Source organism: Hyphomicrobiales bacterium, assembly GCA_039973685.1.
Classification (GTDB): domain Bacteria; phylum Pseudomonadota; class Alphaproteobacteria; order Rhizobiales; family JACESI01; genus JACESI01.
Genome location: JBDWKL010000033.1, coordinates 26799 through 42912 on the forward strand (window position 1 = coordinate 26799; position 16114 = coordinate 42912).

General features: G+C 48.2%; 17 protein-coding genes and 1 pseudogene. 10 read left to right on the forward strand and 8 right to left on the reverse strand.

From position 1 onward, the window contains the following. Positions 1-92: 92 nt before the first annotated feature. The 4 genes from ABJO30_09190 to rsfS form a co-directional block, all read right to left on the reverse strand. Positions 93-1430: a S41 family peptidase gene (locus ABJO30_09190; protein MEP3232989.1), complete on the reverse strand. Its 1338-nt coding sequence runs from the start codon at positions 1428-1430 to the stop codon at positions 93-95. 36 nt (positions 1431-1466) lie between these two features. Next, positions 1467-3107, reverse strand: a complete 1641-nt coding sequence (locus ABJO30_09195) for a peptidoglycan DD-metalloendopeptidase family protein (protein MEP3232990.1) — start codon at positions 3105-3107, stop codon at positions 1467-1469. 135 nt (positions 3108-3242) lie between these two features. Further along, positions 3243-3725, reverse strand: coding sequence for a 23S rRNA (pseudouridine(1915)-N(3))-methyltransferase RlmH (gene rlmH / locus ABJO30_09200; GenBank protein MEP3232991.1), 483 nt, complete (start codon positions 3723-3725; stop codon positions 3243-3245). A gap of 42 nt (positions 3726-3767) precedes the next feature. Beyond that, positions 3768-4139, reverse strand: a complete 372-nt coding sequence (gene rsfS, locus ABJO30_09205; protein MEP3232992.1) for a ribosome silencing factor — start codon at positions 4137-4139, stop codon at positions 3768-3770. Positions 4140-4455: 316 nt separating this feature from the next. Between rsfS and ABJO30_09210 the strand changes: the two genes are divergently transcribed. Together ABJO30_09210 and ABJO30_09215 are read left to right on the forward strand one after the other, a co-directional pair. After that, a complete protein-coding gene (locus tag ABJO30_09210; protein MEP3232993.1) occupies positions 4456-5649 on the forward strand; it encodes an NAD(P)/FAD-dependent oxidoreductase in 1194 nt (397 codons plus the stop codon). A 32-nt stretch (positions 5650-5681) separates the two neighbouring features. Further along, on the forward strand, positions 5682-6479 hold the full coding sequence (locus ABJO30_09215) for a fumarylacetoacetate hydrolase family protein (protein MEP3232994.1): 798 nt from the start codon (positions 5682-5684) through the stop codon (positions 6477-6479). Here ABJO30_09215 and chrA read toward each other — a convergent pair. Then, on the reverse strand, positions 6476-7759 hold the full coding sequence (gene chrA, locus ABJO30_09220) for a chromate efflux transporter (GenBank protein ID MEP3232995.1): 1284 nt from the start codon (positions 7757-7759) through the stop codon (positions 6476-6478). The two genes, ABJO30_09215 and chrA, sit on opposite strands and share 4 nt — an antisense overlap. 168 nt (positions 7760-7927) lie before the next feature. Between chrA and otnI the strand changes: the two genes are divergently transcribed. The 6 genes from otnI to ABJO30_09250 all read left to right on the forward strand — a co-directional run bounded on the left by otnI (position 7928) and on the right by ABJO30_09250 (position 13551). Beyond that, the gene (gene otnI / locus ABJO30_09225; GenBank protein ID MEP3232996.1) at positions 7928-8701 is read left to right on the forward strand and encodes a 2-oxo-tetronate isomerase; all 774 of its coding nucleotides are present in this window, start codon (positions 7928-7930) and stop codon (positions 8699-8701) included. 100 nt (positions 8702-8801) lie between these two features. After that, the gene (locus ABJO30_09230; protein ID MEP3232997.1) at positions 8802-9269 is read left to right on the forward strand and encodes a TerB family tellurite resistance protein; all 468 of its coding nucleotides are present in this window, start codon (positions 8802-8804) and stop codon (positions 9267-9269) included. Positions 9270-9287: 18 nt separating this feature from the next. After that, on the forward strand, positions 9288-9992 hold the full coding sequence (locus ABJO30_09235) for a glutamine amidotransferase (GenBank protein MEP3232998.1): 705 nt from the start codon (positions 9288-9290) through the stop codon (positions 9990-9992). A 398-nt stretch (positions 9993-10390) separates the two neighbouring features. After that, the gene (locus ABJO30_09240) at positions 10391-10687 is read left to right on the forward strand and encodes a YggT family protein (protein MEP3232999.1); all 297 of its coding nucleotides are present in this window, start codon (positions 10391-10393) and stop codon (positions 10685-10687) included. A gap of 138 nt (positions 10688-10825) precedes the next feature. After that, the gene (locus tag ABJO30_09245; protein MEP3233000.1) at positions 10826-12871 is read left to right on the forward strand and encodes an NADH:flavin oxidoreductase; all 2046 of its coding nucleotides are present in this window, start codon (positions 10826-10828) and stop codon (positions 12869-12871) included. 29 nt (positions 12872-12900) lie between these two features. Then, positions 12901-13551 carry a pyridoxamine 5'-phosphate oxidase family protein gene (locus ABJO30_09250; GenBank protein MEP3233001.1) on the forward strand — a complete coding sequence of 217 codons (651 nt, stop codon included), beginning with the start codon at positions 12901-12903 and terminating at the stop codon, positions 13549-13551. Between the two features lie 54 nt (positions 13552-13605). Here ABJO30_09250 and ABJO30_09255 read toward each other — a convergent pair whose 3' ends face one another. The 3 genes from ABJO30_09255 to ABJO30_09265 all read right to left on the reverse strand — a co-directional run bounded on the left by ABJO30_09255 (position 13606) and on the right by ABJO30_09265 (position 15415). After that, a complete protein-coding gene (locus tag ABJO30_09255; GenBank protein ID MEP3233002.1) occupies positions 13606-14403 on the reverse strand; it encodes an alpha/beta hydrolase in 798 nt (265 codons plus the stop codon). 120 nt (positions 14404-14523) lie between these two features. Continuing rightward, positions 14524-15048 carry an inorganic diphosphatase gene (ppa, locus tag ABJO30_09260; protein ID MEP3233003.1) on the reverse strand — a complete coding sequence of 175 codons (525 nt, stop codon included), beginning with the start codon at positions 15046-15048 and terminating at the stop codon, positions 14524-14526. Positions 15049-15232: 184 nt separating this feature from the next. Then, positions 15233-15415 (reverse strand): DUF6356 family protein, encoded by a 183-nt coding sequence (locus tag ABJO30_09265; GenBank protein MEP3233004.1) that lies wholly within the window; start codon positions 15413-15415, stop codon positions 15233-15235. A 1-nt stretch (position 15416) separates the two neighbouring features. Here ABJO30_09265 and ABJO30_09270 point away from each other — a divergent pair. Both ABJO30_09270 and rplU read left to right on the forward strand, forming a co-directional pair. Beyond that, positions 15417-15602, forward strand: a pseudogene (locus ABJO30_09270) (Lrp/AsnC ligand binding domain-containing protein). 278 nt (positions 15603-15880) lie between these two features. Then, on the forward strand, positions 15881-16114 hold a 234-nt coding region (rplU, locus tag ABJO30_09275; protein MEP3233005.1), incomplete at its 3' end, for a 50S ribosomal protein L21.

Genomic DNA, 16114 nt, shown 5'->3' on the forward strand with positions numbered 1-16114 from the left:
TCTTAACCTCAATTTCTAAAACGAGGCTAAAACACAAAAAACCCCGCCGTTGAGCGGGGTTTTTCAATTTTTCATGTGTTTGCGACGAAAGCCTAGTTCGGCACACCTTTTGAAGCATCAGGTGGGAACATCGCATGGGTTTGTTTGCCACGTAGAAGATCAAGAGCAAAATCAAGCTGCTTATCGTCCGCACGTTCACGCGGGAAATAGGCAGGCGAACCCTTTTTCTCACCATCATCATCTTCACTACTGCTTAGATGACGAGGAAGGTCAGCTTCACTCCGATTTACGTCCACACCTTGCAACTCTTTTGGCAATGGCTGTTCAACATCGATATCCGGTGTGACGCCTTTTGCCTGAATAGAGCGGCCTGATGGTGTGTAGTAACGGGCAGTTGTCAGGCGGATTGCACCGCTTGACCCGATCGGGATAATCGTTTGTACAGATCCCTTACCAAATGAACGTGATCCGATAATTGTCGCACGACGGTGATCTTGCAGAGCGCCAGACACAATCTCAGATGCGGAGGCAGAACCACCATTGATCAAAACGATAACAGGCTTGCCTTTGGTCAAATCACCTGAGCGCGCGCTATAGCGTTGCGTTTCATTGGCATGGCGTCCACGGGTTGAAACGATTTCACCTTTGTCGAGGAAAACATCAGAAACAGCAATCGACTGGTCCAAAAGTCCACCCGGGTTGTTGCGAAGATCAAGAACGAAGCCTTTTAGCTTGTCGCCAATTTCTTCTGATTGCTTCTCAATCTCAGATTTAACACCGCTGAAAGTCTTTTCATTAAACTGAGTGATGCGGATATAAGCCACGTCATCTTCAACACGGCCACGCACTGAACGAATTTTGATGATGTCGCGAACAACCGTAATTTTAACTGGCTTGTCGGAACCTTCACGAACAATCGTCAAATTAAGCGGTGTTTTCACTTTACCGCGCATTTTTTCAACGGCTTCATTCAACTTCAAGCCACGAATTGCATCACCATCAAGATGGCTAATCAAGTCACCAGCCAAAACGCCCGCTTTGTCAGCAGGTGTATCAGCAATTGGTGTCACCACACGGACATAGCCCGTTTTCTCATCCAAGGTAACTTCAATACCAAGTCCACCAAATTCACCCGTCGTTTGGGTGCGCATTTCTTCAAACGCTTTTGGCGGTAGATAGCTGGAATGTGGATCAAGAGACGTCAACATCCCATTGATCGCGTTTTCGATCAGCTTTTCTTCTTTTGGCTCTTCGACATAATCTGAACGAATGCGTTCAAAAATGTCACCAAACAAATGCAATTGGCGATATGTGCTTCGGCTCGCTGCCTCAGCAGATGAGCCAGACAGATAACCACCTTGGGATAGCACTGAAGCACCGATGCCGCCAATCGCTATACCCACGACTAATAATGTAAACTTACGAAACAAGGTGCTTACCTCTTTCCAATATTGGGCCCACCAGCCTTAAGATGATTTCGTCCACCAGGACGAAGAATTTACAGAATTACCATTCTTCCGTAATTCAACATATAGTATGGGCTGCGTTTGACCAGAAGAAAAATTACTCGCCAACAAGGAAGCTGCATCGGTAGAGACGCCAGCAAGCCGTTTTGAGCGCTTTCCACCCATGGACGCAACAGGCTCACCCGCAACAATCTTATCGCCAACTTTCACATCAATCTTGTTCATGCCAGCAAGGACCATGTGGTATCCGTCACCAACATCAATGATCATAAGTCGATCAAATCCAGAAAACGCACCCGCAAAAACCACACGTCCCGAAGAGGGAGAAACCACGGGCGCCTGTGCGCGCGTCTCCATGGTTATACCTTCAGATACACCACCCAAACCATCGGCCTCACCAAAAGCACGAAGCAAAACACCGCGCACTGGCAAATTTAGCGTTCCACGGCTTTTTGCAAAGGATCCCTTAGGGTTAGCGGCGGAATCATCATCGAGCAATGCGTTATAATCAACCACTTCGCGCGCCACATCAGGAAGAACTGCAGGAGCTTTTCCTTCTTCACTATTGTAAGCCAGAACCACGCCTGCTTCACCGGATTGAGCGAGTGTTTCACCCGCGTCACTTGTCTCAGGCACTTCAACCGAACGCAATTCATTGATGTCGGCCAGCGTCTTCAAACGCCCAGCCTCAAAGGCTGCTGTTTTCTTTGCGGCATTGCGTTGTGCCTGTGTTTGCGCCGCGCGTGATGCAAAATCAATCGTCTCAATTTCATTAGAAACAGATGCGATCAGTTCACGCAGATTTGTAGCTTTACCAAACAGTGATTGATTGTCGTCCGTGGCGCTCACAAGCTCTTGACCAGACGAAGCCTTGAGGCGCTGATTCTCTTTGATCAACAAATCAAGCCGAACTTGCTCCTCACTGAGGGTACGTTCTTGGTCAACACGCTTTTGCCATTCGGCCTTAGTGCTGGCAATAATTTTTGAAAGCGAGGTTAGATCCGCGATCAACGCTTCAGCTTCGGTGCGCAATTCAGGCAATACAGAACCCAACAAAATAGCACTTCGGACAGCCGACAATGTATCACTGGCACTAACCACAATCGCTGGCGGTGGATTTTTGCCCATGCGCTGCAAAGCGGCAAGCACTTCAGATAAAACCGCGCGACGTGAAATCAGGGATTTTTTGATGATCTTTTCTTGAGCAGCAAAATCATCAAGGCGCTTCTTACTTTTTAAAACCGCCTCTTCTGTTTGCTGAATAGAACGGGCGGTCGAAATCAACTGATCAACCAGAGCGGTGCGATCTTCATCCAGAGCAGCAACACTGTCTTCCAGCTCTTTGCGCTTGTTGTTTGAAATGATCAAAGCATCATTGATTTGACGTAAAGCTTCCTCGTGCTCGGCTTTGCGCTGATTAGCGGCCTGCTTCTTCTTGCCAAAAGAAGGATCAACAGGCGCTGCTTCAAAGGTGGGCGCTACTTCAGGCTGAAGTAGAATTTCACCTTCTTGATTTTGCAGCAAAGCGTCCTGCGCAAAACCGTTGCTGGTTAAGCCAAACAATGAGACGCAGCTCGCCGCGAGCAACAATGCCCGTGCTTGCCCAAACCCCAGTTTCTTTTGCCTAGTGCGATAAGACATCGACAGCCTTTGAGAAGTGATTTCAAACACTATAACCAAACATCTGGGTTAACAGGTGTTTAATCCGCCACATATTTTGAAAAATTGATCACACTAAAAACCACATCATCGGGCAGTTTTCGCCAGAAATAGGTTTCAAATCTTATGATAGGGGTGATTGCCCATAATCGAAATGGCGCGGTAGACTTGTTCTGCCGCCAGCACCCGCACAATTTGGTGCGGCCATGTCATGGCACCAAAGGCGATGGTTCGTTGCGCCCGTTTGCGCACGGCATCATCCAAACCATCAGCGCCGCCAATCACAAACACCACTTCTTTCGCCCCATCATCGCGGGCGCGCCCTATCAAACTGGCAAAATCTGGGCTGGAAAGGGTTTTACCCCGTTCATCAAGAGCAATCACGAAACTTGAGGCATCAATATTGCTCAAAATCTCATCGCCTTCTTGGCGCTTACGGTCAGGACCACGCTGCGCTTTGGATTCGCTATATTCTTTAACAATGATGGGATGAATGCCCTGCTGTTTACCGCTGGCAGAGGCACGGTCAAAATAACGGGCAAAAAGCTCGCGCTCTGGCCCGTTCTTCATGCGGCCCACAGCATGGAGGGATAACTTCATCAAACCCCTCCTACTCTACTTCTCAAAACACCAAGCACTTGCTTAAGCGTTGGCAATAACAGTTTCTTGCCCATTGGCTACGGACCACATTTTTTCAATGTTATAAAACTCACGCACTTCCGGGCGGAAGATGTGAATAATAACATCGCCTGTATCAACCAACACCCAATCACAATGGGGCAAGCCTTCAACATGGGCAGAACCATATCCTGCTTCTTTGAGATCACGGGTTAAGCGATCCGCAATCGCTCCGACATGACGGTGCGAGCGGCCAGATGCTACAACCATAGCATCGCCGATGCTTGATTTGCCGGTGATGTCGATGGAGACAATCTCTTCGGCTTTAGCATCTTCTAAAGAGGTGATCACAGCGGCAAAAGCACTGGCTGTAGAAGCCGGTAGTGTTTTTGATATATCTGTTTGGGCCGGCACAGCAGCAGACCCCTCATCGTGGGAGGTTTTCAGAACTCTTGTCCTTTCCTAAGACTATGAGTGATGAGGAAATTGAGCGTAAATTTGATCCTGTCGAGCGGCATTCACCGTCGACCAATTGAAGAATTTTGTTTGTCGTCTCTTCAAAAGAAAAGATCAAGTCCGCTCCAGATGACTTTCATACATTGACGTTAATTTACATCGGGCATTGATGTTAATTTACATCGGGTGATGAATGACTTACTCAACACGCAGCTATTGTGCGCCCTTTTTGTGAATTTTTCAAGACGTCTAACCCATGCAGACCCATTATAAAACCGTAATTTTAGGCGCAGGTGCCGCTGGCATGATGGCCGCGATCCATGCAGGAGGTGATTGCTTGGTGGTTGATCACGCCAAATCACCGGGCGAGAAAATCAGAATTTCAGGTGGCGGGCGGTGTAATTTCACCAATATTCACGCCTCTCCTGCCAATTTCATTTCACAAAACAAGCACTTCGCAAAATCAGCGTTAAGCCGTTACACAGCCCGCGATTTCATCAATCTGGTTGAGGCGCACGGCATTGCCTATCATGAGAAGACTTTGGGCCAGTTGTTTTGTGATGAGAGTGCGAAAGACATTATCGCGTTGCTTTTAAAAGAAATGACCAAGGCGGATGCTAAACTTTCGCTCGAAACCAGCTTGACCGACTATCAAAAAACCGAAAGCGGCTTTGCTTTAACCCTCGTTAAGTCTGGCAAAACAATAGAAATGACCTGCGAGAATTTCATTGTTGCGTGTGGTGGCAAATCAATTCCCAAAATGGGGGCCACTGGTTTTGGTTATGAGATTGGCGAACAGTTCGGCCACTCAATCATTGAGACCCGCCCCGCCCTCGTGCCACTCACCTTCGCAGATGACATTTTGGCTTTAACCCAAAAGCTTGCAGGCCTCTCGCTAGATGTGTCTGTAAAGTGCGGGAAAACCAGCTTTGATGAGGCGATGCTGTTTACTCACCGCGGATTATCTGGCCCTGCAATTTTGCAAATATCATCCTACTGGCGCGAAAAATCAGAAATCTCTCTAAATTTAAAATCGAAATTAGACTTCTTCTCTTCGTTAAAGGAAGAGCGTGGAAAAAATGGCAAACACGCTCTATTCGCATTTTTATCCAGCATGATGCCAAAGCGGCTCGCTGAAGAAATTCTCGCGCGGCTCTCTCTTTCCGGCAATCTTGCGGATCAATCAGATAAAAAACTGCGACAGTTAAGCGACGCGATCAACAATTGGACGCTTCAGCCCATTGGCTCAGAAGGCTATCGCACAGCCGAGGTGACACTTGGTGGGATCGATACCAAAGATTTAAATTCTCGCACCCTTGAATCCAAGCATGTGAACGGGCTTTACTTCATTGGCGAAGTTGTCGACGTGACGGGTTGGCTTGGTGGATATAATTTCCAATGGGCTTGGTCGTCAGGCTTTGCCGCAGGAACCGCCATTGCATCACGATGAGGCAAGCGTACTAAGTAAAAGAGGAAAATTTGATGGACGCGAATAAAACCGAAGCGATCGCCCGCAAGCTCTTTAATGCAAACCAAGCACGCGAACGCTTTGCGCCTCTACGCGGTGACGACGAACCGACAACATTAGAAGAAGCTTATAAGATCCAAGACGCGCTTTACCGCATCATGCGTGCTGAGACCAAACTCGACAAATTCGGTGGCCACAAGATCGCGCTCACCTCTCCTGACATTCAAGCCATGTGCGGCGTTGATCAACCCGCATATGGCGGGCTTTTCGACGACAATATTTTTCACACGGGCCATGAGCCAGTTGTCGCCGATTATATTCGTGTAGGCTTTGAATTTGAGGTGGCTTTTGAACTGGCAGAAGATGTGCCGCTTGATCAAGCTCCTTTCACCCGCGAGACCATCGCCCCTTTCGTGAAGTCAGCTATGCCAGCGCTTGAGATGATCGACGACCGCGACGCGGACTATGCCGACCTTGATGCCAAATCTATTTTAGCGGACCGCTGCTGGAATGGCGGCATCGTTCTGGGCAAGCCGGTTTATGACTGGCAGTCACTAGATATTGGCAATCTTAAGAGCCACGTTGAGTGGAACGGTGAAACAGTGGACCACGGCAACACTGGCAATGCGCTTGGCCATCCGCTGGAAGGTCTGGCTTGGATTGCGAACCATCTAGCAAAACGCGGCGGTGCATTGACCAAAGGCCAAGTGATCATGACAGGCAGCGCCCTTAAAACTCTGTTCCCTAAAGCCGGAGACAAATGCATCTATAAGATTGAAGGGCTTGGTGACGTGATGGCCACGGGGCGTTAAAACCCAGCGAGCGAAAGCCCCACACCACAAACAACCATTACGCCTAACACCATCAAAACGGACCATTTAAGCCGCAGCAACAACACGGCACTAATGAGCGCAAGAATAACCACGCGCCAGTCCAGAGTGGCTAATTCTGGCAGCCATATTTTGAAAGCTGCCCATTGTACTTGCTGAACATCGGCAAAGAATACATGCAAAGCAAACCAAATACTGAGGTTTAAAATCACCCCCACCACGGCTGCCGTAATGCCTGCAAGCGCACCCTTTAATCGCGGTTGATCAGATATCCATTCTACATAAGGCGCGAAGGTGAAAATCCATAAAAAACACGGCGCGAAGGTCATCCACAAAGTGATGAATGCCGCGATGAACGCAAGGCCGTAACCACCCTGACTGAAGCCCGCGAGGAAGCCGACAAACTCCGTCACCAAAATCAACGGGCCGGGTGTGGTTTCTGCAAGGCCGAGACCATCCATCATCTGCCCAGCCTCAAGCCAGCCAAACCCCTGCACCACATCTTGCGCCATATAAGCAAGAACCGCATAAGCCCCGCCAAAGGTGACAACAGCAAGCTTTGAAAAGAACAAGCCAATCTCAGTCAACACATGATCAGGCAAGACCAGCCAAAGGGCCGCAAGCGGTACAAGCCAAATGAAGAGCCAGATTGCGGCGGTCTTTACTGTTCCCGCAAAGGATTGCCCCAAAGCAACAGAGGGTGAGCGGTCCTCCACTTTATCAATCATCACTGCGCCATAGCCTGCCGCCAGAAGGATGATCAACGGAAAGGGCAAGTTGAGGCTAAAAAGCGCGATAAAGGCGAGACCCGCAATTACCCAATAATCAAGACGTTTAAGTGCCCGCCTTGCCACTTTGATCAAAGCCTCAATAACGATCACAACAACGGCTGCTTTAATCCCTAAAAAGATCACGCCCACCAAGGGAACCGCGCCGAAACCTGCATAAAGGCTGGCGAGCAATAAAATAACCAGAGCGCCCGGAAGCACGAAAAGCAAACCTGCAATCAGCCCGCCGACCACACCCTTAATGCGCCATCCAGCATAGGTCGCAAGCTGCATCGCCTCCGGTCCAGGCAACAACATACAAAACGATAAAGCGCTTAAATATTGCGCTTCAGAAAGCCATCGCTTTTCTTCAACCACCACCTTATGCATCAAGGCTATTTGGCCCGCAGGTCCACCGAATGACAGCACACCAATTTTACCAAACGCACGAAATAAATCGCGGAAACTATGGTCGCTTGGTGTGGGATTAGTCATGTCGAGATACACATTGGCGTGGGTGTTGGTAGGGGTCTTTCATCCGTCATATCTTTTACCCCCTCTCCATGTCAAAGAAACAAACCGTTGCGGCACTTTTCAACACAATACGGTTTGCCTGTTTTGAAAAACTGCTATAGCCAAGGGGCACCATCACGGAGAGACCCCATGCCAAATTTTGCTGCCAACCTTTCTTGGCTTTTCACAGAGCTCGATTTTCTGGATCGCTTTGAAGCGGCTAAAAAAGCTGGCTTCAATGCCGTGGAATATCTCTCTCCATATGAGCATCACCGCGATGATATTGCTGAGAAGTTGAAAGAGCACGATCTTCAACAAGTCTTATTTAATATGGCAATTGGTGATTGGGATAAGGGCGAACGTGGTATTTCGATTTTGCCAGAGCGACGCGAAGATTTTAAAGAGAGCCTTGCCATCGCAATGGCTTATGCCGACGCATTAAACTGCAAAAAAATTCACTGTATGGCAGGTCTCATTCCCGACGAGTGTGATCTTTTTGAACTTGAAGCAACCTATGTCTCAAACCTTAAATATGCAGCAGAAGAAGCGGCGATGGCAGGCATTACATTGTTGATCGAGCCCATCAATTCCGTCGATGTTCCAGGCTATTATCTCAATTACATCGAACAAGCATCAAGCGTCGTTGAGAAGGTTGGGGCCGACAATCTCGCCATTCAATTTGATGCCTATCACGTGCAAAAATCACAGGGCGACATCGCCAACACTTTTAAGACCTATCAAAATCAAATCGGCCATATCCAAATTGCTGATAATCCGGGCCGCAATGAACCGGGCACGGGTGAAATCAATTTTGACTTCCTGTTTCAGTACTTTGACGCGCTTGGTTATGATGGCCACATCAGCGCGGAATATAAGCCAAAGACAACAACCGATACAGGTCTTGGCTGGTTCAATAAAAAATAAGCTGCAAATTTGTTACAAACATAATTTCATGTGTTTGTTGAATTGTAGAACGATGAAAGCCCCTCTATGCTTTGGTAAATAGCACGATGGGGCGATCACAATGTTTGAAAAAATCATGGAACTATTCAGCAGCGTTTCCGCAGAGCCGGAAGCAGAAGCTGCGCATTTTGATGCAAATGACCCGCGCCTCTCTGTTGCCGCCCTTTTGACCCATGTGATGGTCGTTGATGGTTTTATAGATCCTGCGGAACGAGAAACCCTGACCAAGATTTTAAAAGCGGAATACGATCTTGAAGCCAGCGAAATGGATGCGTTGATCAATGAGGCAATGGCTGCGGATAAAGCATCTGTCGATTTTTATAATTTCACCAGTCTCATCAAACGCCAATTAGACCGCGACGGTCTTTTGAACATTGTCGAGATGCTATGGCAAATTGTGCTGGCCGATGGTGTTTTGCACGAAATTGAGGATAGTGTGGTTTGGCGCATTGCAGAGCTGCTTGGTGTTGAAACACGCGAACGCGTTCGATTGAGACAAAAAGTCGAAGCAAAGCTGGCCGCACAATAGAAAACTCGTAAAGCACCTATGCCAGAAAAAATCCTCATCATTGTTCATCAAGAGCAGTCCACACCGGGTCGGGTTGGAAAGTTATTAGAAGAACGCGGGTATGAATTGGATATCAGGCGTCCTCGTTTTGATGATCCACTGCCTGAAACGATGGATGAACATAAAGCCGCAATCATCTTTGGCGGACCTATGAGCGCCAACGATCCTGATGACTTCATCAAGAAAGAAATCGACTGGTGTTCGGTGCCGTTAAAAGAACGCGCCCCGTTTTTCGGTATTTGCCTTGGCGCGCAAATGCTTTCAAAAAATCTCGGTGGCAAGGTTTACGAGCATCCAGAAGGAAAAGCTGAGATCGGCTTTTATCCCGTCATCGATGAACGGCCAAAAAACCACAATCACGCCATGCCAACAGCACCCAGCCACGTCTTCCAATGGCATGCAGAAGGTTTTGACCTACCACGCGGTGCTCAACAGCTCATTTCTGGCGAGATGTTTGAAAATCAGGCATTCCAACTGGATGATGCAATTTTCGGTGTTCAGTTTCATGCCGAACTCACGCTTGCCATGCACTATCGTTGGTTGATCGGGGGAGCAGAGCGCATGACAATGCCTGGCACCATGCCGCGAGAACAGCATTTGGAAGGGCGATTGCTCTATGACAAGCCGATAAAACGCTGGCTTAATCAGTTTCTAGATAATTGGCTTGCTGCAGATCCAAGATAATTTATTTTTTTGAAAAAAATTCACTCAAAAATTCGCAAATTCGACGCTCAGTCTCTCATTTTGCAAAACATTCGTTTCTTTTTGAGACACAAATGTAAACAGCAAGCAAATACATTCTATATCTAGTAGTTTAAAGCGTAAGCCCTCAATATATGGCACTTACACTTGTTCAGAACTTGGAAACCACAATAGGTCATATTGTCCGAGCTGAATGTCAGGTATGTGCGTCTTTCAGCAGAGTATTTGAGTACGCGGGCAAATGGAAGCTGCAAGGGCTGCCATTTGCCCGTTTCTCGTTTGGGGACACGTTCACCAACATTGAACGACAAACTTGCTTTTTGCGCGTGGGCTTATTATGTCGGCTAAGGACAAACCCTAAGCATAGAGTAGGCTCCCGCATGATTGCAGTCTTCGCCACGATCGATTTCATCTTTGATATTATCTGGTTCTTGATTATCGCCAGCGCGATTTTCTCATGGCTCTATGCGTTCAACATTATCAATACAAGCAATCAGTTCATCTCAACAATTGGTAGTTTCTTATACCAAGTCACAGAACCGATGCTGCGCCCGATCCGTCGCTTTGTTCCGGCCATTGGTGGCATGGACTTATCACCGATCATTTTGTTGGTGATCTTGTTCTTCCTGCAAACCTTCATTGCAACGTCAATTAGACCAGCTGTTCTCGGCTACTAGCCCCAAACAGGCCGCTCCAGATATTTGGCAAACTTGATTGCGTAAAAGTCGCAATCAGGCGGTTGTGCCTTGACAGATATGCTCTCATAAAACCAACGTAGGCCTGCGAAAAGCCGCGCCGATTTTTGGGAGGAAATCATGTCAAAAGATCCATTATTACAACCTTTTCAACTCAAGCATTTGACGTTGAAAAACCGGATCATGATTACGGCGCATGAACCTGCCTATCCTGAAGATGGGATGCCAAAAGAGCGTTATGCCGCTTACCATGCAGAACGTGCAAAAGCAGGCGTCGCACTGACAATGACGGCGGGTTCTGCCGCTGTATCAAAAGACAGCCCACCCGTTTTCAACAATATCCTCGCTTATAAAGATGAAGTCGTGCCGTGGGTTAAGCAACTCACAGACGCTTGCCACGAGCATGATTGCGCCGTGATGATCCAGCTCACCCACCTTGGACGGCGTACAGGTTGGAACAAAGGCAATTGGCTTCCCTCTGTCTCCTCCACCAAACATCGCGAACCTGCCCACCGCTCTTTTCCCAAACTGTTAGAAGATTGGGATATTGAACGCATCATCACAGATTTTGCTGATGCGGCAGAACGCATGAAAGCGGGCGGCATGGATGGGGTCGAGTTTGAAGTTTATGGCCATCTGCTTGATCAGCTCCGCTCGCCACTCACCAATGATCTATCTGGACCTTATGGCGCGGACACGCTGGAAAACAGATCACGGCTTGTTAATGACGTGATTGCCGCTTGTCGCAAGCGGGTCGGAGACGACTTCATATTGGGTATTCGCTTCACCGCCGATGAAGTTGAAAAGGGTGGCACTACAGCTACAGAGGGACTTGAATTTGCCAAGATGGTAGCCGACCACGGCCAAATTGATTTCTTCAATATCATTCGCGGGCGCATTCATACCGACGCAGCAATGACAGACGTGATCCCAATACAAGGCGCAAAGAGTGCACCTCATCTCGATTTTGCAGGTAGCATAAAACAAGAAACCGGTATGCCAACCTTCCACGCAGCCCGCATTCCAGATGTGGCAACCGCTCGCCATGCAATTGAAAGCGGTCTGCTTGATATGGTCGGCATGACCCGCGCACATATAGCTGATCCGCATATTGTTGAGAAAATTCGGAATAAGCGCGAAAATGATATCCGCCCTTGCGTTGGCGCCACCTACTGTCTCGACCGTATTTATCAAGCTGGCGAAGCTTTGTGCATACACAACGCGGCAACGGGCAGAGAACTCTCCATGCCCCATACAATCACACCGAGCGATACGCGGAAGAGAGTGGTGGTGGTTGGCGCTGGACCCGGTGGGTTAGAAGCAGCCCGCGTTGCCGCAGAGCGTGGCCATGAGGTGACGGTTTTCGAGGCGCAAGCGGATGCTGGTGGCCAAGTGCGACTTACCGCACAATCTGCAAGACGCAAAGAAATGATCGGCATTATCGATTGGCGTATGGCGCAGTGCGAGGCGCGCGGTGTGGTGTTTCATTTCAACAAATGGGCCGAAGCCGACGACATAACCGCGTTAAACCCTGATGTGGTCATCATCGCCACAGGTGGCCTGCCCAATCTTGAGCTCCACGAAAAAGGCAAAGAAGAAACCGACGTCATTTCCGCATGGGATTTAATTTCTGGTGACGTGAAACCAGCAGACCACGTGTTGATATATGATGAGAGCGGCGATCATCCGGCCATGCAGGCAGCAGAAGTTGCAGCTTTCGCGGGATCAAAGGTGGAAATTATGACGCCTGACCGGATTTTTGCCCCTGATATTATGGCCATGAACCTCACCCCCTATATGCGGGCACTGCAAGATAAAGATGTAACCTTCACCGTTACCCGCCGCTTGCTTGGGGTTAGTCGTAGCGGCAACAAAATAACCGCAACCATCGGCACGGATTATAGCGAACTCACCCATGAACAAACCTATGATCAGGTGGTCGTCAATTATGGTACCATGCCACTCGATGATCTTTATTTTGATCTCAAACCAGTTAGCAGCAATGGCGGTGCGGTAGATTATGACGCACTTCTTTCAGCAGATGAACAAGACATCGTCCGCAATGAAGACGGCGCGTTCCAGCTCTTCCGTATCGGTGATGCGGTGAGTGCGCGAAACACCCATGCAGCAATCTATGATGCCCTTCGTTTGGTTAAGGATTTATAAGAGCAAAACGAAAACGGGAGAAGAAAGCAATGGCCAACGACCAGATAAAGCAAGAGTTCCTTTTGCAAGATGAAGATGCCTTGCGCGCTTGTTTCCCAAAAATGCATCCGCTTTCTGGAGACAAAGTTCAAACCACATTGGACCAACACTCACGCGCCTTTATCGAACGCTCACCGTTTTTATGCCTCGGCACACAATCAAAAGACGGAAGTGCCGATGTATCCCCGCGCGGCGATCTACCAGGTTTTGTTCAAGTCTTGGATGACAAGACGATGGTGATACCAGAACGCCCCGGCAATAATCGCCTCGACACCCTTGGCAATATCGTCAGCAATCCATCTGTCGGCTTGTTGTTTTTAGTACCAGGCTTTGATGACACAATGCGCGTTAATGGCACGGCGCAAATCTCAAACGATCCCGACCTACTCGCCATGATGGCCGTGAAAGAACGCCCTGCCCTTGCCGCCATTATCGTCACTTTGGATGAGGTCTTCATTCATTGCGCCAAAGCGTTTCGTCGTTCAAAATTATGGGATGTGGCGTCGCATCAAGATCGAGATGAACTTCCGTCCATTGCTCAAATCATTATGGAGCAAACCAAAACGCTTCCCGATAGTCCTGAAGAAATTGAGAAAATCGATCGCGACATTGAAGAAGAATACAGAAAAACGCTCTACTAAACGTGGATGATTTCAAATCAAGGCCAGCCCCAACGTAGTGAGACTGCCGCACCTTTAAGATAATGTCTTCATCCAAGACAAATATGTTTCTGCCGCCTTCTCCCAATGTTTTGACATCATCACATTGTGTGAAGCCCCATCGATAATATGGCACTCTCCATCATAATGCTTGGCGATGGCTTGCTGAGAGCTTGGCGAAAATAACTTATCGCTCACCCCACCAATCACGCAGACAGGCGCAGGCGCTTGCGGTCGCTTGGGCAAGTTGAGAAACAGCATATCCAGAAAACCAAAATAAGATTCGTCGCCCAGTTTGCTTGCAAAAGCATGGCCCTTAGACGGCTCAACATCCTCATCCAAAAACAAAGCCACCGCCTCATTAGGGTCGCTCACCAAGGGATAGAGAGACATCGCCATATTGGCTTTTAAAAAACTAAGGGGGCTGGATTTTACCGTTCGCAGCGTTGCATCCCAAACACCATAATGCGGCGCACTCGCCAGCAAACCAACGCCCGACAAATGGTTGGTTCGTGCCATTAAATGCTGACAGACAAAACCACCCATAGAATGACCGATCACGATAGGTGGGTGCTCAAATGTCTCAACAACGCTCAAGACATCATCGACATAATCAGAAACTCTATTCCACCGCATCGCCTTTTGCGCCGGACTGTTGCCGTGACCTCGCAAATCAATCGCGCAGGTTTCATGGCCATTGGATGCAAAGTAATCGAGAAAATTATCTTGCCAGCACCAAGCTCCATGCCAAGCGCCATGCACCAGAAGAACAGGAGGCAACGCCGCATCTACGCCATTCATATCACTGCGAATTATATTGAGTTGAGGCTCCATTATACGCCAACGAAATATCATCGACGCCTTAATGTCAATTCAAACGAAAAGACCAAGAAACCAAAAAAGCCGCATCCAGTGCGGACGCGGCTTTTTAAAATTAGCAACAATGAGAACGAATTAATTCGCCCGTCGAATTGCCTCTTCAATCATCTCGCGCGCTTTTGCAGCATCGCCCCAACCTTGAATTTTGACCCATTTGTCGCTTTCAAGATCTTTGTAGTGTTCAAAGAAATGGCTGATTTGCTTCATGGTAATTTCTGGTAAATCAGTCACTTCCATAACCTCATCATAACGACGGGTAAGCTTTGAGGTTGGCACTGCGATGATTTTCTCATCCATGCCAGCTTCATCTTCCATGGTCAAAACACCAATCGGACGGCACGCCATGACCGCACCGGGCATGATCGGGCGTTGGTTTGGCACCAACACGTCAATCGGATCACCATCATCTGACAATGTATGCGGAATAAAACCGTAATTGCCTGGATAGCGCATAGGAGTGTAGAGGAAACGGTCCACAAACATCGTGCCTGCGTTTTTGTCCATTTCATATTTAATCGGTTCGCCACCAGTGGGAACTTCGATTAAAACATTCACTTCATGTGGCGGATTATCACCAACGGGAATTGCATCTAGGCGCATAATTCTACTTTCGCTTAGCCCATTCAGGCTCATTTCATCTTGGGATAGGCAAGGCTTAAGGCAAGCCAACCCATGTTGCAACGCACATAGACCAAATATGCTACAAATTGATGAAGAGGCTTAACCGGATTGGACCTATATGCAGCGACCAACGTCTTTTTCTTCACCCTTCTCCTGCTGCAACTCAGCCCTCCCGAAACGGTGCAGAGTGTCGGGCGTTTAGCTCTGCATGTAATTTTTCAACCTGCTCACTGGCCGCTGTTTCAAACCACGCAGGAATAAATGCATGCAGCAAAGCCAAGAGGCCTGCAAACATCAACCGAAAACCAAATTTGAGCGCGAAGTTTGAGAAGGCTGTAAAAGACATGCCCGAAATTGTGGGCGCCCACAGAATGGCGGGTGATTTGGATTACCTTCTACGGGTGCGGGTCTCAGACGTAAAAGACTACGACAACTTCTACCAACGCCTAATCGCCAAAATCTCGATTTCAGAAATTTCAGCAAGCTTTGTGATGGATGATATTAAAGACACGACGGCCTTGCCGCTTTTTTGATTTTGTAGAGGTTGGAGCTTTCCTCTCGTTACAAGATGAAGAGGGACGCAAGTCACCGCACGTTACTTGCAATTCTCACCCCATTTACCCTTGCAAACCCCCCACAAAAAGAGTATTTACCCCTCATGTCTGGACTAGAGAAATCTGTCCGGCTTTTTTAGTGCTTGGAATTTGCATGTGCTAAAAACATAACTTGAACCGTAATAGACTGAACAAAAAGCCAATCATTCAGCCGTTTTGCTGCATAGATTTGGGATCAGAACATAAAGGAAAATAACATGTTCGCAGTCATGAAAACCGGTGGTAAGCAGTACAAAGTTGCTGCTGACGACGTGGTAAAGATTGAACGCCTTGAAGGTGAAGCGGGTGAAACCGTTTCTTTCGAAAATGTCCTCATGGTAGGTGGTGACGACGGTGTAACCGTTGGCGCTCCTTTCGTTGAAGGCGCAACAGTTGTTGGTGAAGTGGTGGATCAAGGTCGTGGTCGTAAGATCATTATCTTCAAAAAGCGC

Bases quoted from the DNA above. Each gene is read 5' to 3' on its own strand.
- ABJO30_09235 (MEP3232998.1), top strand. From the start codon at position 9,288: ATGCCAGAAAAAATCCTCATCATTGTTCATCAAGAGCAGTCCACACCG.
- rlmH (MEP3232991.1), bottom strand. From the start codon at position 3,725: ATGAAGTTATCCCTCCATGCTGTGGGCCGCATGAAGAACGGGCCAGAG.
- ABJO30_09240 (MEP3232999.1), top strand. From the start codon at position 10,391: ATGATTGCAGTCTTCGCCACGATCGATTTCATCTTTGATATTATCTGG.
- ABJO30_09230 (MEP3232997.1), top strand. From the start codon at position 8,802: ATGTTTGAAAAAATCATGGAACTATTCAGCAGCGTTTCCGCAGAGCCG.
- chrA (MEP3232995.1), bottom strand. From the start codon at position 7,759: ATGACTAATCCCACACCAAGCGACCATAGTTTCCGCGATTTATTTCGT.
- ABJO30_09210 (MEP3232993.1), top strand. From the start codon at position 4,456: ATGCAGACCCATTATAAAACCGTAATTTTAGGCGCAGGTGCCGCTGGC.
- ppa (MEP3233003.1), bottom strand. From the start codon at position 15,048: ATGCGCCTAGATGCAATTCCCGTTGGTGATAATCCGCCACATGAAGTG.
- ABJO30_09245 (MEP3233000.1), top strand. From the start codon at position 10,826: ATGTCAAAAGATCCATTATTACAACCTTTTCAACTCAAGCATTTGACG.
- ABJO30_09195 (MEP3232990.1), bottom strand. From the start codon at position 3,107: ATGTCTTATCGCACTAGGCAAAAGAAACTGGGGTTTGGGCAAGCACGG.
- otnI (MEP3232996.1), top strand. From the start codon at position 7,928: ATGCCAAATTTTGCTGCCAACCTTTCTTGGCTTTTCACAGAGCTCGAT.
- ABJO30_09255 (MEP3233002.1), bottom strand. From the start codon at position 14,403: ATGGAGCCTCAACTCAATATAATTCGCAGTGATATGAATGGCGTAGAT.
- ABJO30_09215 (MEP3232994.1), top strand. From the start codon at position 5,682: ATGGACGCGAATAAAACCGAAGCGATCGCCCGCAAGCTCTTTAATGCA.
- ABJO30_09265 (MEP3233004.1), bottom strand. From the start codon at position 15,415: ATGTCTTTTACAGCCTTCTCAAACTTCGCGCTCAAATTTGGTTTTCGG.
- ABJO30_09250 (MEP3233001.1), top strand. From the start codon at position 12,901: ATGGCCAACGACCAGATAAAGCAAGAGTTCCTTTTGCAAGATGAAGAT.